The organism is Ramlibacter sp. bp-362, assembly GCF_054956735.1.
On record NZ_JBUDXE010000003.1, the window covers coordinates 79,223 to 100,183 of the forward strand.

The window sequence follows — 20,961 nt, forward strand, 5'->3', positions numbered from 1 at the left end:
GGCGGCGGAAGGTTCAGCGGCGCAACAGGGCCACGACTTCCTCGTCCTCCAGCTGCGGGAAGGAACGATAGAACTGGCCGACGGAGCGGAAGCGCGGCGGCGCGGCCAGGCACACGACTTCGTCGGCATGCGCGGCAACGAGCGTGAGGCTTTCGGGCGAGGCGACGGGCACGGCACACACCAGCTGCGCCGGGCCGCGCTGGCGCACCGCCTCCAGCGCCGCCACCATGGTCGCGCCGGTCGCGAGGCCGTCGTCGACCACGATCACCACGCGGTCCTGGGCGGGGACGGGACGGCGTCCGGGCGTGTAGCGCTGGCGGCGGCGCGCGAGCTCCTCCAGCTGCAGCTGCTTCTGCTCCGCTATGTAGCCCGGCGTCGCGCCGACGGCGCCGGCATGCGGCGCCAGGTACACGCGGCCGGCCTCGTCCACCGCGCCGATGGCGAACTCAGGCGCCCCGGGCGCCGCGAGCTTGCGCACCAGCACCAGGTCGAGCTCACCGCCGAGCTGCTTCGCGATGACGTCGGCCATGGGCACGGCGCCCCGGGGGATCGCGAGCACGAGCGGATGCTGCCCGCGATGGTGCGCGAGCGCCTGCGCGAGCTGCCCGGCGGCAGCGAGGCGGTCCTCGAACATGGTGCCCTGCCAAGCCGGAACGTACACCTTCGCGCCGCCGGCGCCAAGATCGGCGTACGCTCCGCGGGATGAACCTGATCATCCTCGCGCTACCCGGTGCCGAGGCCCTGGCCGAGGTGCTGGCCCGGCAGTTGCACTGCGCCGCCAGCACGGTCGAGGCGCACCGCTTCCCCGATGGCGAAGTGGTGGTGCGCCAGCGCGCCGACGTCGCCGGCCAGCGCGTGCTGCTGGTGGCCCACATGGACCATCCCGACGACAAGACGCTGTCCCTGCTGTTCGCCGCCGATGCCGCGCGCGAACTCGGCGCCACCGAGGTCGGCCTGGTCGTGCCCTACCTGCCCTACATGCGCCAGGACGACCGCTTCCGTCCCGGCGAGGCCGTCACCTCGCGCACCTACGCGCGGCTGCTGTCCTCCACGCTCGACTGGCTGGTGACCGTGGATCCGCACCTGCACCGCTGGCCCAGCCTCGACAAGATCTACACGATCCCCACGCGCGTCGTCGCCGCGGCGCCGGCGATCGCCGAATGGGTCGCGCGCGAGGTGCCGCAGCCCATCCTGGTCGGGCCCGACAGCGAGAGCGAGCAATGGGTCGCCGACGTGGCGGCGCGCCTGCAGGCGCCCTGGGTGGTGATGCGCAAGGTGCGGCGCGGCGACCGCGACGTGACGGTGGAGCTGCCGGCGGGCGCCGACAGCCAGGGCCGCACCCCGGTGCTGGTGGACGACATCATCTCCAGCGGCCACACGATGGCCGCGGCGGCCGAGGTGCTGCGCGCCGCCGGCTGGGGCCGGCCCTGGTGCATCGGCGTGCACGCGCTGCTGGATCCCGCCGGGCAGGACCTGCTGCAGCGCGCCGGCGTCGCCCGCATCGTGACCTGCGACACCGTCGCCCACGCAAGCAATGCGATCGCGCTCGCCGGGCTGCTGGCGCAGGCGGTCCGCGCGTTCACCGCGCCCTGAACGCGCTCAGGCGTGCGGCTCGCGCCAGGACGCGGGCCCTTCGCGGGGCAGCTGGGGCGGATGCGCCAGGTGCGGCTGCAGGGCGCGCAGGTGCTGCCCGAGGTGCGCGATGCCCAGCAGGTAGCCCAGCAGCAGGGCTTCGCGCTGGTCGCCGCCGAGGTGCCACAGGCTGGCCAGTTCGGCCTCGCCGGCGTGGCGCAGCGCGCAGTCCCAGGACGGGCAGGCAGCTTCCGTGGCCATGGTGGCCTCCTTGGCCGGCGGATGCGGGGCGGATCCCGCCAGCCGGCACGCAGAGCTTACGCCGCCGGCGCCCCGCATTGGGGGCCCGCCGGCGGGCTTTCACTGCACGCGCAGTTCGAACGCCTGGCGCAGGCCTTCGAGGTCGACGATGCGCACGTGCTTCTTGTCCACTTCCAGCAGGCGCTGCTGCGCGAAGGCGGAGAAGGTGCGGCTGACGGTCTCCAGCTTCATGCCCAGGTAGCTGCCGATCTCGGCGCGCGACATGCGCAGGTGGAACTCGCTCGCGGACCAGCCGCGGGCCTTCATGCGCTGGGAGATGTTCAGCAGGAAGGCGGCCAGGCGCTCCTCCGCGTTCATGCTCCCCAGCAGCATCATCAGGCTGTGCTCGCGCACGATCTCGCGGCTCATGAGGCGCGAGATCACGTGCTGCAGGTCGCTGCTGGTGGCCGCGAGTTCGCTCAGGTGGGCGTAGGGGATGGCGCAGATCTCGGCATCCTCCAGCGCGATCGCGCTGCTCGCGTGCTTGCCCGCGGCCAGGCCGTCGAGGCCCAGGAGCTCGCCCGCCATCTGGAAGCCCGTCACCTGCTCGCGGCCGTCCTTCAGCGTCAGGGTGGACTTGAAAGTGCCGCTGCGCACGGCGTAGATGAACTGGAACCTGTCACCCTCGCGGTACAGCGCCTGGCCTTCCTTGACCCTGCGGCGCGCGAACTTCAGGCCGTCGAGCCGCTCCACGTCGTTGCCGGTCAGGCCGCAGGGCAGGCACAGGTCCTTCAGGTGGCAGGTGGAGCACAGCGTCTTCAGCGGCGCGGGATCGGCGATGCGCTGCTGGCGCGGCACGATGTGCACGGCGACGGCGGGACGGGTGGCGAGCGGGGCGGTCTGCATTTTTCTTCCCTCGGATCAATGGACGGAGCGGCGGCCGGCGGTGGCCACGGCCTGGGCGAGCTGGTCGAATTCGCTGCTCTTGTCGAGGAAGCGCACGGCGCCCTCGCCCAGGTAGCGCTTGCGGTAGGCAGGCGCGGAGTTGTTGCTGAAGACGACGAAGGCGACTTCCGGGTCGGCCGAGCGCACGGCCTTGAGCACCTGCAGGCCCGTGCCGCCTTCGAGCTGCACGTCGAGGACCACCACGTCGGGGTGCGACTGCAGGATCCCGGAGATGCACGACTCGGGCGTGGCCGCTTCGCCCACCACGGCGATCTCGGCGGTGGACAGCAGCGCGTTGACGCGCTGGCGGATCTGCAGCGAGTCGTCCGCGAGGAACACCTTGATGGAAGCGGTCGAAATCATGGGCGTAACTATCGCGAAAGCCCGCTTCTCGCGACATCGGCGCCGGCTGAATCGAAGGCTCGGAGGACTCCGAGATGCGGCGCTCAGGGCGCCGAGGCGGCCTAGGAATCGTCCTAGGCCCGCATCGTTGGAAAAAGCCCGGAACTGCTCATCCGTGCCGACGGACGGTAGCCGCGGCCCGTCGCCGGGCGGGCCGCACGTGTTTTCAATTGCGAGGAGCGTGAACTCCTTCACGGACGAGGCTTGTCAAGATTTTTCTTTGCGCATAAGTTCTAGTCGGACCTTTCCATAAAACGATCGTTGGTGACAAGGATGGCTATGAACTGGTTTTCCGGCACCCTCCGAAACAGCATTTACGGCCTGCTCGGGAATCCCCCGGCGCCCAGTGAATCGATTCTCGAATCCGGCGTCGAGGACATCCGCGAGGCCATGCTGGCCCTGCTGGCCGAAGCCGGCGGGAAGCAGTTCGCCAACGTGACGCGCCGCGTGCGCTACGCGAACGACATCGAGGCGCTGTGGTACCTGCGCGGCGACGTGCTCGCCTCGCTGGCGGCGGCGCAGGGCGAAGCGGCCGCCCGCGAGAAGGTGCAGCGCGTGACGCAGATGTTCCGCGGCCTGCTGCCCGGAAGCCTCAATTCGCGCCCCAGCCCGCTCATGGGCTGAGCGCCGGGCGCAGTACGGCCCCCCCAAAAAAAAGCGCGGGATCCCCGCGCTTTTTTCTTGCCCGCGCCCTAGTGCCGGTGGCCCCAGAGCAGGAAGGCGTCGCGCCCTTCCGCCGCCAGCGTGACCCTGGCGCCCACCGGCAGGCACACCTTGGTCGGGACGTGGCCGAAGGGCAGGCCCGTGAGCACCGGCGCGTCGACCTGCCCGCGCAGCCAGTCGATCACCGTCTTCAGCTTGTAGCCCTTGTCGTGCGGCACCGGCAGCCAGTTCGTGAAGTGACCGAGCAGGATCGCCTTCTGCTTCTGCAGCACGCCCGCATAGAGCAGTTGCGTGAGCATGCGTTCGATGCGGTAGGGATGCTCGCTCACGTCCTCCAGGAACAGGATGCCGCCCTTCACCTTGGGCAGCCAGGGCGTGCCGGCCAGCGCCGCGACCATGGCCAGGTTGCCGCCCCACAGCACGCCGCTCTGCTGCAGCGGCTGCTCGATCCGCTCCGCGGCCGGCAGCTGCCAGCCGGTGCCCTCGCCCTGCCCGCTGGCGAGGTCCTCGAAGCAGGCCTGCATGATCTCGTCCGGCTCGCCTTCCACGCCGAAGTCCTCGCCGACGGCGGGGCCGGACCAGGTGACGCGCCCTGTCTCGGCCAGCACCGCGCTCTGGAAGGCGGTGAAGTCGCTCAGGCCCACGAACTGCGTGCCGCGGTCGATCGCCTTCGCGATGGCCTTGTAGGGCAGCGCCGGCAGCAGCCGCGTGAGGCCGTAGCCGCCGCGAGTGATGATCGCGATGTCGGCGCCGCTCGCCGCGGCACGCTCGATCGAGGCGAGCCGCACCTCGTCCTCGCCGGCGAAGCGCATGTGGGTGGCGAAGGCCGCCGGGTCCAGTTCGACCTCGTAGCCCAGCTTCTTCAGCCGCGCGACGCCGCGCCGGACGGCGGCCTTGTTGCGCACGGCGCTGGAGGGGGAAAAGATGTAGATGCGTTGCGTCACGGGCGGAAGTATCCCACCGCCCTGCGCGCGATCGCCTCGCCGTGCTCCTGGACGAAGTGCCCGGCCTGCGGCAGCACCATCGGTTCGGGGCAGCCGCGGATCTGCGCGCGCAGCGCCTCCATCACCGGCACGCCGAGCACCGGGTCCTGCGCGCCGACGGCCATCAGCGTCTGCCCTTCCCACTGCTGCGAGAGGAAGGTGCGGGCCTGGCGCGACACGGCCGCGCCGTTCGCGTCCGGGTGGTCGGGGACCATGGCGGGAAACGCCCGCAGCGCCGCGCGATGGCCGGCGTCGGGAAAAGGCGCGTTGTAGGCCGCGCATTCCTCCGGCCGCAGGTGCGGGTTGCCGCGCGCGAACAGGCGGGCGACGTCGAAGCCGGGGTTCTTCGCGCACATGTCGCGCCAGGCGAGGAAGCCGGGGCTGAGGGGCGCGTCGCCCGTGCCCAGCGTCGTGTTCATCACCAGCAGGCCGCGGTAGCGTTGCGGGTCTTCCATGGGCAGCGTCAGCCCGAGGAGGCCGCCCCAGTCCTGCACCGCCAGCACGATGTCGCGCAGCTCCAGGCGCTCGACGAACTCGAGCAGCACCTGGCGATGCCACTCGAACGTGTGGGCCGTGTCGCGCTTGGGCTTGTCGCTCTTGCCGAAGCCGACCAGGTCGGGCGCGACGACGCGCGCCCCCGCGGCCAGGAACACCGGGATCATCCGGCGCCAGAGGTAGCTCCACGAGGGGTTGCCGTGCAGGCACAGCCAGGTGAGCGGCGCATCGCGCGGGCCCTCGTCCAGGTAGTGCATGCGCAGGCCCGCCAGGGACGGCAGGTCGCTCACGTAGTGCGGGGCCCAGGGGTAGTCCGGGAGGTCGCGGAAGCGCTCCTCCGGCGGGCGCAGCGCGTCCTCGCGCAGCGGTTGTGCGTTCATGCGGGCCTCCTGGCGGCGGCTGCGGAAGAAGCCGGTGAGCAGGGCCGCGGCTTCGTCGGCCAGCACGCCGCCCAGCACCGCGGTCTGGTGATTGAGTTGCGCCTGCGCGAACAGGTCCAGCACGGACCCGGCCGCGCCGGTCCTGGGATCCGCGGCGCCGAAGACCACGCGGGCCAGCCGCGCGTGCAGCATCGCGCCGCTGCACATCGCGCAGGGCTCCAGCGTCACGAACAGTTCGCAGCCGTCGAGGCGGTAGTTGCCCAGGGCCTGCGCGGCTTCGCGCAGCGCGCGGATCTCGGCGTGGGCGGTGGGGTCGTGGCCGGAGACGGGTGCGTTGTGGCCGCGGCCGACGATGGAGTCGCCGTGGACGACGACGGCGCCGACGGGGACCTCGCCGGCGGCGAGGGCGAGGCGGGCCTGCGCGAGCGCTTCGCGCATGAAGCGGGCGTCGCGGTCGGTGGGGTTCGCTGCGCTCACCGCCACCCTACGGGGGAAGAAGCGCGGGCGCAGAAATCACTTGGCGTCATCGGGCATCGGGCGTGCCTGCTGCATGGCCTTTTCCACCGCCTGGTTGAACTGCTGCACCTGCTGCTGCGGCGTCGCCGGCGCGGCGGCGCCCGCTTCGACACCCGGCATCGCCGGTGCGACGCCCGCGTTCAGCTGCTTTTTCGCCAGCACGCCGACGATCGCCAGCACCACCAGCAAGCCCACCACCGTGAAGATCGCCCTCATCCCCTGCCCTCCATTCCGAGCCGCTGCATCCAGGCGGCCAGTTGCTGTTCGTCGGCGTTGCCCGCCGCATAGCCCGCGTGCATGCGCGCATGCGCCTCCGGCCGGTGCTGGTTCAGCTTCAGCTTGCACGACCACTCCAGCACGTCCAGCTCGAAGCCCACGATGCCGGCGAGCATCTTCTGCGCGAACTCCTCGCCCAGGCTGCGCCACTGCTCGGCGTAGGCCGGCTCGTGGTCGGCGATCAGTGCTTTCAGCAACGTGTCCTTGCCCGCGGCATCTTCCACCAGGCGCGCTTGCACCTTGCAGTGCACGGCCAGGTAGTTCCAGGTCGGCACCCGCTGCTTGTCCGGATAGACCGAGGGCGACATGTAGGCGTGCGGGCCGAGGAAGGTGGCCAGCGCCTGCGGGCGCACCTGCAGGAAGCGCCAGTGCGGATTGGGCTTCGCGCAGTGCCCCAGGAGCACGAAGCGGCCGTCCCGCTCCTCGAGGTGGAGCGGCAGGTGCGTGACGAAGGGAAAGCCCGTGTCGTCGTTCGACACCAGGCTCGCGAAGGGGTGCGACCGCATCAGCTCCGCCGCGATCGCGGCATCCTCGGTCTTGAACTGCGGCGGCTGGTACATGGCCGCCATTGTGCATCGCCGGCCCGACCGGGCCCAAGCCCGCCTCAGCGCGGCGCAGGACGCGAGGCCACCCGGAACAGCACGGCCTCGATCGCCAGGAAGGCCGCCACCATGCCGGCGGCGCCAGGTGCGCCGGCGACTTCGTGCCCGAAGCGGCCCGCCACGTACAGCAGCACGAGCAGCGTCATCGCCATGCCGGGCGCCCCCAGGCCGCGGCGGGCGGCGCTGTGGTGATACCCGAGCCAGAAGGCGAAGCGCGCGACGATCCAGGTGACGGTGGTCGCCACCACCGCGCGCATCTCCGCGCCGCCGGGCGAGTACGCCGCCAGCCCGAAGAGCGCGGGGACGAACAGTACCGTCTGCTCCAGCGTGTTCTGCAGGTAGCGCAGGTTGACGCGCAACCGGCGCGTCTCGAAACCCTTCAGGGGGTCGAAGGCCGGCGAGAACAGGCGTTCGTGCGCCACTGCTTCGACACCGGTGGCCAGGCAGAACAGCACGGCGACGCAGGCGCACTTGAGCGTGAACACCATGCGGTCGCCCAGGCTGTCCATGCCCGCGAGCGGCGGCAGCAGCCGGTCCAAGGCCAGCCACAAGGCGATGGCCACGGGCGCGGCGATGGCGATCCAGCGCCGACCGGCGCTGCGCTCGCGCAGGAACTCCTCGTCGGGCTGCCTGTCCGGATGCATCCGCGCCCCCTCACTCCCACTCGATGGTCGCGGGCGGCTTGCTGCTCACGTCGTAGGTCACGCGGTTGATGCCGCGCACCTCGTTGATGATGCGGCTGGAGACCTTCTTCAGCAGCGCATAGGGCAGCTCCGCCCAGTCCGCCGTCATGAAGTCGCTGGTCTGCACGGCGCGCAGCGCCACGACGTAGTCGTAGGTGCGGCCGTCGCCCATGACGCCGACGCTCTTGACCGGCAGGAACACGGTGAAGGCCTGGCTGGTGAGCTCGTACCACGTCCTGCCGCTCGCCTCGTCGCGGGTGTTGCGCAGTTCCTCGATGAAGATCGCGTCGGCGCGGCGCAGCAGGTCGGCGTACTCGCGCTTCACCTCGCCCAGGATGCGCACGCCGAGGCCCGGCCCCGGGAAGGGATGGCGGTACACCATCTCCGGCGGCAGGCCCAGCGCCACGCCCAGCTCGCGCACTTCGTCCTTGAACAGGTCGCGCAGCGGCTCCAGCAGCTTCAGGCCCAGCTGCTCCGGCAGGCCGCCGACGTTGTGGTGGCTCTTGATCGTGACGGCCTTCTTGTTGGTGCCGCCGGACTCGATCACGTCCGGGTAGATGGTCCCCTGCGCCAGCCAGGCGACGTGCCGCGCATGCGTCTGCTTGATCTTCGCGGCCTCGGCCTTGAACACCTCGACGAACTCGCGGCCGATGATCTTGCGCTTGGCCTCGGGGTCGGCCACGCCGGCCAGCTTGCCCAGGAACTGCTCGCTGGCATCGACGCGCACGACGTTGGCGTGCAGGCGGCCGGCGAACATGTCCATCACCATGTCGCCCTCGTTCTGCCGCAGCAGGCCGTGGTCCACGAACACGCAGGTCAGCTGGTCGCCGATCGCGCGGTGGATCAGCGCCGCCGCGACGGAGGAATCGACGCCACCGGACAGGCCCAGGATCACTTCCTCCTCGCCGACCTGCTGGCGGATCGCCTCCACCGCCTCGGCGACGTGGTCGCGCATCACCCAGTCGGGCCGCGCCTTGCAGATCCCCAGCACGAAGCGCTCCAGCATCGCGCGGCCTTGCACGGTGTGCGTCACCTCGGGGTGGAACTGCACGCCGTAGAAGCGGCGCGCCTCGTCGGCCATGCCGGCGATCGGGCAGCTCTCCGTGGAGGCCATCAGCTTGAAGCCGGGCGGCATCTCCACGACCTTGTCGCCGTGCGACATCCACACGTTCAGCATGCCGTGGCCTTCGGCCGTCGTGAAGTCGGCGATGTCGCGCAGCAGCTCCGTGTGGCCGCGCGCCCGCACCGCGGCGAAGCCGAACTCGCGCAGGTGGCCGCTTTCGACCTTGCCCCCGAGCTGCTGCGCCATGGTCTGCATGCCGTAGCAGATGCCCAGCACCGGCACGCCCAGCTCGAAGACGGCCTGCGGCGCCCGGTCGGTGCTCTCCTCGTACACGCTGGCGTGGCTGCCCGAGAGGATCACCCCCTTCAGGCGGCCGTCGGCCGCGTACTCGCGGACCCACTGGTCCGTCACGTCGCACGGATGGACTTCGGAGAACACGTGCGCCTCGCGCACGCGCCGGGCGATCAGCTGCGTGACCTGCGAGCCGAAGTCGAGGATGAGGATCTTGTCGTGTTGCATGTCAGGCCAGGTCGGTGATCAGGGGGTGTTCGAGGCGGAGGCAGGCGCGCTGCAGCGCACGGTCCATCGTGACCAGCGGCGCCTTGAGGTCCACCGCCACCTTCAGGTAGGCGGCGTCGTAGGGGGTGAGCTCCAGGGACTGCGACCAGTTCCAGAACTCCAGCGGGGAGACGCGCAGCGGCGCCAGGGACACGGGCAGGCGGCTGAGCAGCCGCAGGACGTGCTGGTGCACGCCCGGCGAAAAGCGGCCGCGGGCGAGCGCCCGGCCGGTCGCGTGCAGCGCCTCGAGAGGAAAGATCGCGGCGCTGGTGGCGCTCTCTTCCTCGGTCATGATGCGGATCAGCGCCTGCGACACCTTGTCGCCGCCCTCGTCGGGGAAGGCCCAGCTCGCGAAGGCGGAGGCGTCAACGACCAGCACGGGGAGCCTTCGGGTCCTGGACCCATGCGTCGCCGCGGGCGTCGCGTTCGCGCTTGTGTTCGCCCCACAGCTCCTGGAAGGCGGGCTGGCCGGTGCCGACCTTGGCCCGCAGGGCCGCCAGTTCGGCCAGGATGGCCTGGCGGCGCGCCTCGATGCTGGGCTGCTCCGTCTCCGGCTCCTTGATCAGGCGGATGACGCGCTTGCCGTGGCGCGTGAGCACGACCTCCTCGCCCTGCTCCACCGCGCGGATCAGTTCGGAGAGCTGGCTCTTGGCCTGGTGGATGGGAACGGTCTGCATTCTGGCTCGACTGTGGATCAATCTGACCAGATTTTAGCGTGAGCCAGCAAAAAGGGCCAGAAAATTCTGGCCCTTTTTGCTTCGAGCGGATTCAGTCCGCCCGGTAGTTCGGCGCTTCCTTGGTGATCTGGACGTCGTGCACGTGGCTCTCGCGGATGCCCGCGGCCGTGATCTCCACGAATTCCGCGCGGTTGCGCATCTCCTCGATGTCGGCGCAGCCGCAATAGCCCATGGCGGCGCGCACGCCGCCGGCGAGCTGGTAGACGATCGCCACCAGCGAGCCCTTGTACGGCACGCGGCCCTCGATGCCCTCGGGGACCAGCTTGTCCGCGTTGGGGTTGGTGCTGGTCGCTTCCTGGAAGTAGCGGTCGGCGCTGCCCTGCTGCATGGCGCCGATCGAGCCCATGCCGCGGTAGCTCTTGTAGCTGCGGCCCTGGTACAGCACGATCTCGCCGGGCGCCTCCTCGGTGCCGGCGAACATGCCGCCCATCATCACGGTGCTGGCGCCGGCCGCGATGGCCTTGGCGATGTCGCCGGAGTAGCGGATGCCGCCGTCGGCGATCAGCGGCACGCCGCTGCCGGCCAGCGCGCTGGCCACGTTGTCGATGGCGGTGATCTGCGGCACGCCGACGCCCGCGACGATGCGGGTCGTGCAGATCGAGCCCGGGCCGATGCCGACCTTCACCGCATCGGCCCCGGCTTCCACCAGCGCCCGCGCGGCGGCGCCGGTGGCGATGTTGCCGCCGATCACGTCGACCTGCGGATAGTTCTGCTTGACCCAGCGCACGCGCTCGATCACGCCCTTGCTGTGGCCGTGCGCCGTGTCGACGACGATCGCGTCCACGCCGGCCTTCACCAGCGCCTCCACGCGCTCCTCGGTGCCCTCGCCGACGCCGACCGCCGCGCCGACGCGCAGGCGGCCGCTGGCATCGCGCGCGGCGTTCGGGAAGGTGGTCTGCTTGGTGATGTCCTTGACGGTGATCAGGCCCTTGAGCTCGAAGGCGTCGTTGACCACCAGCAGGCGTTCCAGCCGGTGCTTGTTCAGCAGCGCCTTGGCTTCCGCGGCGCTGGTGCCCTCGCGCACGGTGATCAGCTTCTCGCGCGGGGTCATGATCTGCGCCACCGGCACGTCGTAGCGCGTCTCGAAGCGCAGGTCGCGGCCGGTGACGATGCCGACCACGCGGCCCGCGTCGATCACGGGGAAGCCGGAGATCCCCAGCTGCTCCTGCAGGGCCATCACCTGGCGCACCGTGTGCTGCGGCGTGATGACGACCGGGTCGCGCAGGACGCCGGACTCGTAGCGCTTCACGCGCGCCACGTGGGCCGCCTGCTCCTGCGGCGTCAGGTTCTTGTGCACGATGCCCATGCCGCCTTCCTGCGCGATCGCGATCGCCAGGCGCGCCTCCGTCACCGTGTCCATGGCGGCGGACACCAGCGGCAGGTTCAGCTGGATGTTGCGGGAAAGGGGGGTCGCGAGGGAGGTGTCCTTGGGCAGGACCTGGGAGAACGCCGGCACCAGCAACACATCGTCGAAGGTGAGCGCTTTTCCGAGAAGGCGCATTCTGAGGGCTCCAAAAAAAGGATTGTACCCGCGTGCAATTTCGCACGGCGCCGCTGGGGCAGGCACGCCACGCGGAAGCATTTCACGCAAGGCGCGGCGCTGCGGCCGGGCTAAACTGGCGCGATGAAGACCGCCCGCATCGCCCTGCTCGCCCTGGCCTGCTGCCTGCCGCTCGCCGCTTCGGCGCAGTGGCTCTGGCTGGACAAGGACGGCCGCAAGGTGTTCAGCGACAAGGCGCCGCCGCCGGACATCGCGCCCGACCGCATCCTCAAGCACCCCGGCGGCCGCTTCACGCCACCCGCCGCCGAAACCCAGGCCGTCCCGGCGCCCGCTGCGGCCGCCGCGCTGCCCGTGCCCAAGCCGAGCGGCACGGACAAGGCCCTGGCCGAACGCAAGAAGCAGCTGGAAGCCGCCGAGGCCGAGAAGAAGAAGGAACAGGAAATGAAGGTGGCGGCCATGCGGGCCGACAACTGCGCCCGCGCGAAGAACGCCAAGGCCACCTTCGACTCGGGCGTGCGCGTCTCGCGCACCAACGAGAAGGGCGAGCGCGAGATCATGGACGACGCCCAGCGGGCCGCCGAGGTCAAGCACCTCAACGAGATCATCGCCCGCGACTGCGTGCAGTGACGCGGCCGCCCTAGTAGCCCGGCTTCGCTCCCGGCCGCCGCCCCGCGAACAGGCCTGCCGCCCGCGCGCCCTGCCGGCGGAAGCGCTCGCGGCGCGCTACCTTCGGGTCCACCTGAAGCGGCCGGTAGACCTCGACCCGGTCACCCTCGCGCAGCACCTGGCCTGGCTCGCAGCGCTTGCCCCAGATGCCGACCTCCGCGGGCTCCCCTTGCGGGCAGGCCTCGCGCCAGCCGCTGGCCTGCAAGGCATCGGCGACGGTGGCGCCTTCGGGCAGCAGCAGCGGCCATTCCAGCACCCGCCGCGGCGCCGGCGAACAGGTGACGGTCACGCGCGGCATGCGGTCAGCCGTACACCTGTTCGGCGCGCTTGACGAACGCGTCGACCAGGTTGCCGGCGATGCGGTCGAACACGGGCCCCACGAGGGTCGCCAGCGTCGTGCTCTTGAAGGCGTAGTGCAGCTCCAGCGAGACCTTGCAGGCGCGCTGGCCCTGTCCCAGCGGCTGGAATTTCCAGCAGCCGTCGAGGTTGGAGAACGGGCCTTCCACCAGCTTCATGCGCACCTCGCGGCCCGGCACGTGGGTGTTGCGCGTGGTGAAGGTCTGGTGGATGCCGGAGAAATGGATGCCGATCTCGGCCTTCATGCCGTCGGGCTCCAGCGCGATGACGGTGGAGCGGTCGCACCAGGGCAGGAACTCGCAGTACCTCGCCACGTCGGTCACCAGCGCGAACATCTCTTCGGCGCTGTACCAGATGAGGACGGACTTGTGGACTGTTTTCATGGAGAATTGCGGGCCACCGCGGGATTGTAGAGAGCCGCCGAAGGCCTCAACTGTCAGGATTCTCCGCAAAAAGTCGCGAGCGACTTTTTGCGGAGGCTTAGCATGTGTGAGAAGGCCCGGCAAAGCCGGATCCTTCTCACAAGGGGAACCGCGCTGCATGTTATTCCGCGCGGTTCACGCCCGGCGGGCAGCTTGCAGCTGCCCGCCTCCCAGACTGCGTGGAATAACATGCAACGCAGTCTCCCCTGCGGACAGGATCCGGCTTTGCCGGTCCTGTCCGCACTGATCAGACAACCTGAGAAATCCGCGAAGCGGATTTCTCAGGTTAAGCCCATGACGACAAAGAAAGAAACGCCCTCCCGCATCGCCGACAACAAGAAGGCCGCCTTCAACTACTTCTTCGAGGAGCGGTTCGAGGCCGGCGTGGTGCTGCAAGGCTGGGAAGTCAAGGCGGCGCGCGCGGGCAAGGTCCAGCTCACGGACGGCTACGTGGTGATCCGCGACGGCGAGCTGTTCCTGATCGGCTGCCAGATCAACCCGCTGAAGACCGCGTCGACCCACGTCAACCCGGATGCCGTGCGGACCAAGAAGCTGCTGATGAAGAAGGACCAGATCCGCCGCCTGATCGGCAAGGTGGAGCAGAAGGGCCACACCCTGGTGCCGTTGCAGCTGTACTGGAAGAACGGGCGGGTCAAGGCGGAGATCGCGCTGGCCAAGGGCAAGGCGGAGCACGACAAGCGCGAGACCATCAAGGAGCGCGAAGGCAAGCGCGAGGTCGAGCGCGCCATGAAGGAACGGCACCGCTGATCCGCGGCCGCCGGGCGGGCGGGAATAAACCGGTTCCGGGGTGCGTTCATGCAGGCAGAACGATTCACTCCAGGAGAAAGCCATGCGCCTGACCGCCCCCCTCGCCGCCCTTGCCCTTGCCGGCCTGCTCGCCGGCTGCGCCTCGATGTACGGAAGCCGCGCGCCGGCCACCGTCGCCGACGGCGTGTTGGTGGGCCCGAACGGCATGACGCTCTACACCTTCGACCGCGATCCCATGGGCGCGGGCAAGTCGGTCTGCAACGGTCCCTGCGCCACCAACTGGCCGCCGCTGATGGCCAGCGCCGGCGCCAGCGCCTCGGGCGACTGGACGATCGTGGTGCGCGACGACGGCTCCCGCCAGTGGGCCTACCGCGGCAAGCCGGTGTACTACTGGGTGAAGGACGCCCGCCCCGGCGATCGCACCGGCGACGGCGTCAACAACGTCTGGCACCTGGCGCGCCCCTGAGATGCGCAGGCCTTCGCTGTCGCTCCCCTGGTCCGGCTGGTTCCGCCTGCTGGATCCGGGTCCCGCGCCCCGACCCGCGTCGGCCGACGTCGAGGTCGTGCGGCGCGCGATGCGCGAACTGGCGCAGCAGGCGCCCGGCGCGGCGGGCGTGCGCCTCCTCGGCTCGATCGAGCGCGCGCACGACCTGCAGTCGCTGTGGTTCCTGCGTTCCTCGCTGATGCAGGCGCTGGCCGCCGCGCAGGGGGAACGTGGCGCGCACGCAGCGATGGCGGGCATCGACCCGCTGTTCCGGCGCGGCTGGCCGGGTGCGCCGGTGTCCTCGCCGGGCCGCTTCGTCTAGGCTGCGGGGATGCCGGGAACCCACCCTCCCAACAGCCTCGCGGGCCACATCCCCGACCTGCGCCGCTACGCCCGTTCGCTCACCGGCGACGCCTGGGCGGCCGACGACCTGGTGCAGGACACGCTGGAACGCGCCTGCGAGCGCTGGCGGCTGTGGGCCGCGGGCAGCGACCTGCGCGCCTGGCTGTTCACGCTGATGCACAACCTGTTCGTCGACGGCGCGCGGCGCGCGGTGCGGCAGCAGGTGGCGAACCGCGTGGACGTGGACGACGTGGCGAACGAACTGGTCGCGCCGGGCGGCATGCCCGACCAGGCGATGGACCTGCAGCGCTGCCTGCTGCGGCTGCCGCCGGAGCAGCGCGAGGTGCTCCTGCTGGTGAGCCTGCAGGACCTGGGCTACGAGGAAGCCGCGCGCATCACCGGCGTGCCGATCGGCACGGTGATGTCGCGCCTGTCGCGGGCGCGGGCGCGCCTGCGCGACCTGATGGATGGCCGGCCCGTGCCGGCGACCGCCGCCGCACCTTCGCTGCGGCGCTTGAAGTGATGAACGGCATGAAGGAAGACAACGCACTGTTGCCCGGCGAAGCGGACCTGCACGCCTACGTGGACGGGCGGCTCGACGCCGAGCGCCGCGGCGCCGTCGAGGCCAGGCTGGCCGCCGACGCCGACGCGGCCGAGCGCGTGCGCGCGTGGGCGCAGCAGCGCGACGCCCTGCGCGGCCTGCACGCCGAGGTGCTGGACGAAGCGATTCCCGCGCACCTGCTGCATGCCGCGCAGCAGCTGCACCAGCGCAGCACGCGGCAGGCGCAGTGGCAGCGCTGGGGCGGCATGGCCGCGTCGGTGCTGGTGGCCTTCACGCTCGGCTGGGCCGGCCACGTGCAATGGCAGGCGAGCAGCTACGCGGGCCCCGGTCCGCGCACCGTGATGTCCTTCGCGCACCAGGCGGCGGTGGCGCATGCGGTCTACATGCCGGAGGTGCGGCACCCGGTGGAAGTGGACGCGGGGCAGCAGCAGCACCTGGTGCAGTGGCTGTCCAAGCGCCTGAACCGCCCGCTGAAGGTGCCCAATCTCGCCGGGACCGGCTACGAGCTCGTGGGCGGCCGGCTGCTGCCCGGCGACGGCGGCGCCCGCGCGCAGTTCATGTACCAGAACGCCGCCGGCGAACGCATCACGCTGTACGTGGGCGCCGTCGACGGCGCCAAGGCCCGCGGCATGGAGCAGACGGCCTTCCGGTATGCCAGCGAAGGCGGCATCGCCACGTTCTACTGGGTGGACCAGGGGTTCGGGTACGCGATCTCGGGGAAGCTGCCGCGGCAGGGGTTGTTGCAGCTCGCGGAGGTGGTCTACAAGCAGTTGTAGACGCTGGGGTTCGCTGCGCTCACCGCCAGCCTACATGCGGTGGCCGGCGGGCTTCGTAGGCTGGCGGTGAGCGCAGCGAACCCCAGCGATCACGCAAGCCCGCGCAGCGGGTGAGCGTGCGTCGGCCAAGGACTGGCGAAAAAGGCCTGCACCATCTCCGGCGTGACGTCCTCGATCCGCGCCGGGTTCCACCTCGGCGCGTGGTCCTTGTCGATCGCCAGCGCGCGGATGCCCTCGAAGGTCTCGCTGGCCGCGCCCGGCCGCAGGTGGAAGCAGTGCCGCACCATGTCGCGCTCCATCCGCAGGTCGGCCGCCAGCGTCATGTGGCGCGCGCGGCGCAGGTGCTCCAGGGTCACGTTCAGCATCAGCGGCGAACGCTTGCGCAGCAGCGCCGCCGTCTCCCGGGCCCACGCCGATGCATCGGCCTCGAGCGCGTGCACGATGGCCGCGACGCTGGGCAGCCCGAAGAAGCGGTCGATGTCGGCCCGCTGGGCGGCGAGCGTGCTCGCGGGCGCGGGCAGCTGGCGGATCCGCTCGCGCAGCTGCTCGAACTGTTCGCCGTCGGCGAGGCTTTCCCAGACGGTGGGCAACTGCGCCGAGGGAAGGATGCCGTCGGCCAGGCGGGCCGCCACCGCGTCGGCGCCCGTGATCAGGTTGCCCGTCAGGGCCAGGTACTCGCCGATGCGCCCGGGGCAGCGCGCGAGGAACCAGCCGCCGCCCACGTCCGGGAACAGGCCGATGTTGGTCTCCGGCATGGCCATCTTCGTGCGCTCGGTGGCGAGGCGCAGGCCGTGGTCGCTGCCGTGGGCCGAGATGCCCATGCCGCCGCCCATGACGATGCCGTCCATGAAGACGACATAGGGCTTCGGGTAGCCGTGGATCAGGTGGTTGAGCGTGTATTCCTCGGTGAAGAAGTCCTCCAGCCGCGGGTCGCCGGCCAGCACGGCGGCGTGGAAGAAGCGGATGTCGCCGCCGGCGCAGAAGGCGCCGAAAGGCCCTTCCCTGCCCATGCCGCGCACGCCCACGCGCTCGATGCGCGGGTCGTCGCGCCAGGCGAGCAGCGCCGCGGTGAGGTCGCGGATCATGTCCAGCGACAGCGCGTTGAGGGCCTTGGGCCGGTCCAGCGTGACCAGGCCCGCCGAGCCGCGGACTTCCGTGGCGATGTTGCTCATGTCCTCTGCCTCCATCCGACCAGTTCGTTCAGCAGCAGCGCCCCGATCACGAAGACGCCGCCCGTGAGCACCGCGGGCCGCGGCGCCTCGCCGGCGCCCAGCCACGCGAGCAGGATCCCGAAGACCACCTCCAGCAAGGCCAGCAGCGCGACCTCCGGCGCCTTCAGCACCCGGGCGCAGACCACGGCCAGCGTGCTGGGGATCGCGAGCTGCACGGTTCCCAGCAGCGCGAGCCAGCCGACGTCGCGCACCGAGGCCTGCAGCGGGAACGAGAGCGGCAAGGTCGCCAGCGTGGAGATCACCGCGCCGACCAGCACGGCGGGGACCAGGTCGATGCGGTGCCCCTGGGCGTGGGCGCGCTGCTGGATCGTCCAGTTGACGCCCGCCGCGAGCGGCACGCACAGGGCGACGGCGGTGCCGGCGAAGCGCCCCGCCTCGATCTGCGTGCCGTACATGTAGGCGATGCCGCAGCCGGCCACGACGATGGCCAGCCAGGTGCGGACGGGAATGCGGTGGCCGAGGAAGGCGCGCGCGATCAGGGCCGTGAGGAAGGGGCCGATGGCCATCGTCACGAGCACGTTGGCCACGCCGGTCATGGTGAGGGCCACCATGAAGGCCGTGAACATGACGCTCCAGCAGGCGCCGGACGCCCACAGCGGCCAGGGCGCGCGCAGGATGCGGCGGAAGACCTCGCGACCCTGGAAGAAGGGCAGGATCACCAGCAGCGACAGCACGGTGAAGAAGCTGCGCCAGAAGGTGACCTCGAAGCTGCGCGCGTGTTCCAGCTGGCGGGTGACCACGCCGGCGATGGACCACATGAGGGTGACCGCGACCATCAGGAAGACGGCGCGGGTGTGGGTGAGGGTCATTGTTGTTGTGGGCCCGGCTTCGCCGGGCGGAAGCCCTGGGTCCCCGCCTCCGCGGGGATGACGGCAATCTTAAGCCGCTTCGCGCAGCGCGCGCTTGCGCTCGTGCTCCTTCAGGAAGCGCTTGCGCAGGCGGATGGTCTTGGGCGTGATCTCCACCAGCTCGTCGTCCTCGATGAACTCGACGCCGTATTCCAGCGTGAGCTCGATCGGCGGCGTGATCTTGATCGCGTCTTCCTTACCCGAGACGCGGAAGTTGGTGAGCTGCTTGGTGCGCGTGGCGTTCACCACGAGGTCGTTGTCGCGGCTGTGCACGCCGACGATCATGCCCTCGTAGACCTGGTCGTTCGGCTTCACGAACATGCGGCCGCGGTCGTCCAGCTTGCCCAGGGCGTAGGTGAAGATCTCGCCGTCGTCCATGGAGATCAGCACGCCGTTCTTGCGGCTGGCGATCTCGCCCTTGTAGGGCTCGTAGCCGTCGAAGATGTTGGAGATCAGGCCCGAGCCGCGGGTCAGGTTCAGGAACTCGTTGGAGAAGCCGATCAGGCCGCGCGCCGGGATGCGGTACTCCAGGCGCACGCGGCCGCGGCCGTCCGGCTCCATGTTCACCAGCTCGCCCTTGCGCTCGCCCAGCGCCTGCATCACGCCGCCCTGGTGCTGCTCCTCGACGTCGGCCGTCACCAGCTCGATCGGCTCGTGGCGCACGCCGCCGATGTCCTTGAACACCACGCGCGGCTTGGAGACCGCCAGCTCGTAGCCTTCGCGGCGCATGTTCTCGATCAGGATGGTCAGGTGCAGCTCGCCCCGGCCCATCACCTCGAACACGCCTTCCTCGTCGGTGTCGCGCACGCGCAGGGCCACGTTCGACTGCAGTTCCTTCTGCAGGCGGTCCCAGATCTGGCGGCTCGTCACGTACTTGCCTTCCCGGCCCGCCAGCGGCGAGGTGTTGACGCAGAAGTTCATCGTCAGCGTCGGCTCGTCCACCTTCAGCATGGGCAGCGGCTTCGGGTCGGCCGGGTCGGTGACGGTCACGCCAATGCCGATGTCCTCGATGCCGTTGATCAGCACGATGTCGCCGGGACCCGCTTCCTTGACCTGCACGCGGTCCAGGCCCTCGAAGGTGAGGACCTGGTTGATTCGGCCCTTGACCTGCTTGCCGTCCGGCCCTTCCATCACCAGGACGTCCATCGCCGGACGGATCGTCCCCTGGTTCACGCGGCCCACGCCGATGCGGCCCACGAAGCTGGAGTAGTCGAGCGCGGAGACCTGCAGCTGCAGGGGCGCGTTCGCATCGCCCTCGTGCTGCGGCACGTGCTTCAGGATGGTGTCGAACAGCGCGGACATGTCGGGGCCCCACTGCTGCCCTGCCTCGCCCTCTTCCATCGAGGACCAGCCGTTGATGCCGGAGGCATAGACCACCGGGAAGTCCAGCTGGTCGTCGGTGGCGCCGAGCTTGTCGAAGAGGTCGAAGGCGGCGTTGATCACCTTGTCGGGGTTGGCGCCGGGCTTGTCGACCTTGTTCACCACCACGATCGGCCGCAGGCCCAGGGCCAGCGCCTTCTTGGTGACGAAGCGCGTCTGCGGCATGGGGCCTTCCTGCGCGTCGATCAGCAGCAGCACGCCGTCCACCATGGACAGCGCCCGCTCCACCTCGCCGCCGAAGTCGGCGTGGCCGGGGGTGTCGACGATGTTGATGTGCGTGCCCTTCCAGCTGACCGCGCAGTTCTTGGCCAGGATGGTGATGCCGCGCTCGCGCTCGATGGCGTTGTTGTCCATCACGGTGTCGACCACCTTCTCGTGTTCGGCGAAGGTGCCCGACTGCCGCAGCAGCTGGTCGACCATGGTGGTCTTCCCGTGGTCGACGTGGGCGATGATGGCGATGTTCCGGATTTGCGTCATGCGTTTTGGGGCTCGGCCGCGCCGAGCATCTGTTGGATTTCGATGGGACTCAGGAGGCGGGAAGGAATCAGCTCGCCGGCTTTCACGTGGGCCGTGCCCAGCAAGCAGCCCTCACCCCGGCCCTCTCCCGCAGGCGGGAGAGGGAGAGAGGCGGATTCGCTCCCTCTCCCGCTGGCGGGAGAGGGCTGGGGTGAGGGCCCGAAGACCACCACCCGTTCGGCATCCGGCCAGGGACCCCGCCGCCGCAGCCCGCTCAGGAACCGGCCTGCCTCCGCCGGTTCGAGCGCGATGCGCGCGTGGCCCGGCAGCAGCGCCTCCACGGGCAGCAGCCGGGCCTCTCTTTCAGACTCGGGCAGCGCCTCGAGTTCCGCCAATGTGATGCATTGGTTCGCATCGAAGGGCCCGGTGGCAATTCTTCGCAGCGAAACCAGGTGCGCGCCGCAGCCGAGCGCCGCGCCGAGGTCTTCGCCGAGCGTGCGGATGTAGGTGCCCTTGCTGACCTTTGCGACGATCCTCAGCAGGCCGGGCTCCGGCAGGCTCAGCTGCAGGGAGAACACGGTCACCTGCCGGGACGCGCGCTCCACCTCCACGCCCGCCCGGGCGTATTCGTAGAGCGCCTTGCCGTCCTTCTTGAGCGCGCTGTGCATGGGCGGGACCTGCACGATCGGCCCGGTGAACCGCGCCTGCACTTCGGCCAGACGCTCCGCGGAGATCGCGGGCACTTCGCGCGTCTCGACCACCTCGCCCTCGGCATCGCCGGAGGCCGTGCGCACGCCCAGCCGGGCGAGCGCCTCGTAGGTCTTGTCGGCGTCCAGGTGCAGCTGGCTGAACTTTGTGGCCGCGCCGAAGCACAGCGGCAGCACGCCGGTGGCCATGGGGTCCAGCGTGCCGGTGTGGCCGGCCTTCTCCGCCCGCAGCAGCCACTTGGCTTTCTGCAGCGCGTCGTTGCTGGACAGACCCAGCGGCTTGTCGAGCAGCAACACCCCATGCACAGGGCGCCGCTGCACCCTGGTGCGTGGCGCGTTCACGTC

General features: G+C 70.4%; 27 protein-coding genes. 8 read left to right on the forward strand and 19 right to left on the reverse strand.

The window, feature by feature from the left end:
- Positions 1 to 13: 13 nt before the first annotated feature.
- Positions 14 to 634 (reverse strand): phosphoribosyltransferase, encoded by a 621-nt coding sequence (locus ACY0MJ_RS04855; protein WP_462637185.1) that lies wholly within the window; start codon positions 632 to 634, stop codon positions 14 to 16.
- Between the two features lie 68 nt (positions 635 to 702).
- On the opposite strand from ACY0MJ_RS04855, the gene ACY0MJ_RS04860 reads away from it, so the two are divergent.
- Entirely contained in the window at positions 703 to 1,593 is an 891-nt protein-coding gene (locus tag ACY0MJ_RS04860) for a ribose-phosphate diphosphokinase (protein ID WP_462637186.1), read from the forward strand.
- Positions 1,594 to 1,599: 6 nt separating this feature from the next.
- On the opposite strand, the gene ACY0MJ_RS04865 is transcribed toward ACY0MJ_RS04860, so the two are convergent.
- The 3 genes from ACY0MJ_RS04865 to ACY0MJ_RS04875 form a co-directional block, all read right to left on the reverse strand.
- Positions 1,600 to 1,833, reverse strand: coding sequence for a hypothetical protein (locus ACY0MJ_RS04865; RefSeq protein ID WP_462637188.1), 234 nt, complete (start codon positions 1,831 to 1,833; stop codon positions 1,600 to 1,602).
- A gap of 99 nt (positions 1,834 to 1,932) precedes the next feature.
- Positions 1,933 to 2,718, reverse strand: a complete 786-nt coding sequence (locus ACY0MJ_RS04870) for a helix-turn-helix domain-containing protein (RefSeq protein WP_462637189.1) — start codon at positions 2,716 to 2,718, stop codon at positions 1,933 to 1,935.
- Between the two features lie 15 nt (positions 2,719 to 2,733).
- Positions 2,734 to 3,120: a response regulator gene (locus ACY0MJ_RS04875; RefSeq protein WP_462637190.1), complete on the reverse strand. Its 387-nt coding sequence runs from the start codon at positions 3,118 to 3,120 to the stop codon at positions 2,734 to 2,736.
- A gap of 318 nt (positions 3,121 to 3,438) precedes the next feature.
- Between ACY0MJ_RS04875 and ACY0MJ_RS04880 the strand changes: the two genes are divergently transcribed.
- Complete coding sequence (locus ACY0MJ_RS04880) at positions 3,439 to 3,783, forward strand: hypothetical protein (RefSeq protein ID WP_462637191.1); 345 nt, start codon at positions 3,439 to 3,441, stop codon at positions 3,781 to 3,783.
- 68 nt (positions 3,784 to 3,851) lie between these two features.
- Here ACY0MJ_RS04880 and ACY0MJ_RS04885 read toward each other — a convergent pair whose 3' ends face one another.
- The 9 genes from ACY0MJ_RS04885 to guaB form a co-directional block, all read right to left on the reverse strand.
- On the reverse strand, positions 3,852 to 4,766 hold the full coding sequence (locus tag ACY0MJ_RS04885) for an LD-carboxypeptidase (protein WP_462637192.1): 915 nt from the start codon (positions 4,764 to 4,766) through the stop codon (positions 3,852 to 3,854).
- Positions 4,763 to 6,157, reverse strand: coding sequence for a tRNA adenosine(34) deaminase TadA (gene tadA, locus ACY0MJ_RS04890; RefSeq protein WP_462637194.1), 1,395 nt, complete (start codon positions 6,155 to 6,157; stop codon positions 4,763 to 4,765). Before tadA ends, ACY0MJ_RS04885 begins: the two co-directional genes overlap by 4 nt.
- A 36-nt stretch (positions 6,158 to 6,193) precedes the next feature.
- On the reverse strand, positions 6,194 to 6,412 hold the full coding sequence (locus ACY0MJ_RS04895) for a hypothetical protein (protein WP_462637196.1): 219 nt from the start codon (positions 6,410 to 6,412) through the stop codon (positions 6,194 to 6,196).
- Positions 6,409 to 7,032, reverse strand: a complete 624-nt coding sequence (locus ACY0MJ_RS04900) for an FMN-binding negative transcriptional regulator (protein WP_462637198.1) — start codon at positions 7,030 to 7,032, stop codon at positions 6,409 to 6,411. The genes ACY0MJ_RS04895 and ACY0MJ_RS04900 overlap by 4 nt, the downstream gene beginning before the upstream one ends.
- Positions 7,033 to 7,076: 44 nt before the next feature.
- Positions 7,077 to 7,718, reverse strand: coding sequence for an MAPEG family protein (locus ACY0MJ_RS04905; RefSeq protein ID WP_462637199.1), 642 nt, complete (start codon positions 7,716 to 7,718; stop codon positions 7,077 to 7,079).
- A 10-nt stretch (positions 7,719 to 7,728) separates the two neighbouring features.
- Positions 7,729 to 9,339, reverse strand: a complete 1,611-nt coding sequence (gene guaA, locus ACY0MJ_RS04910; RefSeq protein WP_462637200.1) for a glutamine-hydrolyzing GMP synthase — start codon at positions 9,337 to 9,339, stop codon at positions 7,729 to 7,731.
- 1 nt (position 9,340) lies between these two features.
- Positions 9,341 to 9,757 (reverse strand): type II toxin-antitoxin system VapC family toxin, encoded by a 417-nt coding sequence (locus ACY0MJ_RS04915; protein ID WP_462637201.1) that lies wholly within the window; start codon positions 9,755 to 9,757, stop codon positions 9,341 to 9,343.
- Positions 9,744 to 10,055, reverse strand: coding sequence for a type II toxin-antitoxin system Phd/YefM family antitoxin (locus ACY0MJ_RS04920; protein ID WP_462637202.1), 312 nt, complete (start codon positions 10,053 to 10,055; stop codon positions 9,744 to 9,746). Before ACY0MJ_RS04920 ends, ACY0MJ_RS04915 begins: the two co-directional genes overlap by 14 nt.
- A 91-nt stretch (positions 10,056 to 10,146) precedes the next feature.
- Complete coding sequence (gene guaB / locus ACY0MJ_RS04925; RefSeq protein WP_462637203.1) at positions 10,147 to 11,616, reverse strand: IMP dehydrogenase; 1,470 nt, start codon at positions 11,614 to 11,616, stop codon at positions 10,147 to 10,149.
- A gap of 123 nt (positions 11,617 to 11,739) precedes the next feature.
- On the opposite strand from guaB, the gene ACY0MJ_RS04930 reads away from it, so the two are divergent.
- A complete protein-coding gene (locus ACY0MJ_RS04930) occupies positions 11,740 to 12,243 on the forward strand; it encodes a DUF4124 domain-containing protein (protein WP_462637204.1) in 504 nt (167 codons plus the stop codon).
- A gap of 10 nt (positions 12,244 to 12,253) precedes the next feature.
- Here the strand turns inward: ACY0MJ_RS04930 and ACY0MJ_RS04935 are convergent, their stop codons facing one another.
- Both ACY0MJ_RS04935 and ACY0MJ_RS04940 read right to left on the reverse strand, forming a co-directional pair.
- A complete protein-coding gene (locus ACY0MJ_RS04935) occupies positions 12,254 to 12,580 on the reverse strand; it encodes an RnfH family protein (RefSeq protein ID WP_462637205.1) in 327 nt (108 codons plus the stop codon).
- A 4-nt stretch (positions 12,581 to 12,584) separates the two neighbouring features.
- Positions 12,585 to 13,022 carry a type II toxin-antitoxin system RatA family toxin gene (locus ACY0MJ_RS04940; protein ID WP_462637206.1) on the reverse strand — a complete coding sequence of 146 codons (438 nt, stop codon included), beginning with the start codon at positions 13,020 to 13,022 and terminating at the stop codon, positions 12,585 to 12,587.
- Between the two features lie 333 nt (positions 13,023 to 13,355).
- On the opposite strand from ACY0MJ_RS04940, the gene smpB reads away from it, so the two are divergent.
- The 5 genes from smpB to ACY0MJ_RS04965 all read left to right on the forward strand — a co-directional run bounded on the left by smpB (position 13,356) and on the right by ACY0MJ_RS04965 (position 15,993).
- Positions 13,356 to 13,829: an SsrA-binding protein SmpB gene (gene smpB, locus ACY0MJ_RS04945; RefSeq protein ID WP_462637207.1), complete on the forward strand. Its 474-nt coding sequence runs from the start codon at positions 13,356 to 13,358 to the stop codon at positions 13,827 to 13,829.
- A gap of 82 nt (positions 13,830 to 13,911) precedes the next feature.
- On the forward strand, positions 13,912 to 14,295 hold the full coding sequence (locus tag ACY0MJ_RS04950) for a COG4315 family predicted lipoprotein (protein ID WP_462637208.1): 384 nt from the start codon (positions 13,912 to 13,914) through the stop codon (positions 14,293 to 14,295).
- A gap of 1 nt (position 14,296) precedes the next feature.
- Positions 14,297 to 14,635: a hypothetical protein gene (locus ACY0MJ_RS04955; protein WP_462637209.1), complete on the forward strand. Its 339-nt coding sequence runs from the start codon at positions 14,297 to 14,299 to the stop codon at positions 14,633 to 14,635.
- Positions 14,636 to 14,644: 9 nt separating this feature from the next.
- A complete protein-coding gene (locus tag ACY0MJ_RS04960; protein ID WP_462637210.1) occupies positions 14,645 to 15,178 on the forward strand; it encodes an RNA polymerase sigma factor in 534 nt (177 codons plus the stop codon).
- An 8-nt stretch (positions 15,179 to 15,186) separates the two neighbouring features.
- Entirely contained in the window at positions 15,187 to 15,993 is an 807-nt protein-coding gene (locus ACY0MJ_RS04965) for an anti-sigma factor family protein (protein WP_462637211.1), read from the forward strand.
- A gap of 89 nt (positions 15,994 to 16,082) precedes the next feature.
- Here the strand turns inward: ACY0MJ_RS04965 and ACY0MJ_RS04970 are convergent, their stop codons facing one another.
- From ACY0MJ_RS04970 to truB, 4 genes are all read right to left on the reverse strand, one after another.
- Positions 16,083 to 17,165, reverse strand: coding sequence for an enoyl-CoA hydratase/isomerase family protein (locus ACY0MJ_RS04970; protein WP_462637213.1), 1,083 nt, complete (start codon positions 17,163 to 17,165; stop codon positions 16,083 to 16,085).
- A complete protein-coding gene (locus tag ACY0MJ_RS04975) occupies positions 17,162 to 18,034 on the reverse strand; it encodes a DMT family transporter (protein ID WP_462637214.1) in 873 nt (290 codons plus the stop codon). The genes ACY0MJ_RS04970 and ACY0MJ_RS04975 overlap by 4 nt, the downstream gene beginning before the upstream one ends.
- 69 nt (positions 18,035 to 18,103) lie before the next feature.
- A complete protein-coding gene (gene typA / locus ACY0MJ_RS04980) occupies positions 18,104 to 19,930 on the reverse strand; it encodes a translational GTPase TypA (protein ID WP_462637215.1) in 1,827 nt (608 codons plus the stop codon).
- Entirely contained in the window at positions 19,927 to 20,958 is a 1,032-nt protein-coding gene (gene truB, locus ACY0MJ_RS04985) for a tRNA pseudouridine(55) synthase TruB (protein ID WP_462637216.1), read from the reverse strand. Before truB ends, typA begins: the two co-directional genes overlap by 4 nt.
- Positions 20,959 to 20,961: the final 3 nt, after the last annotated feature.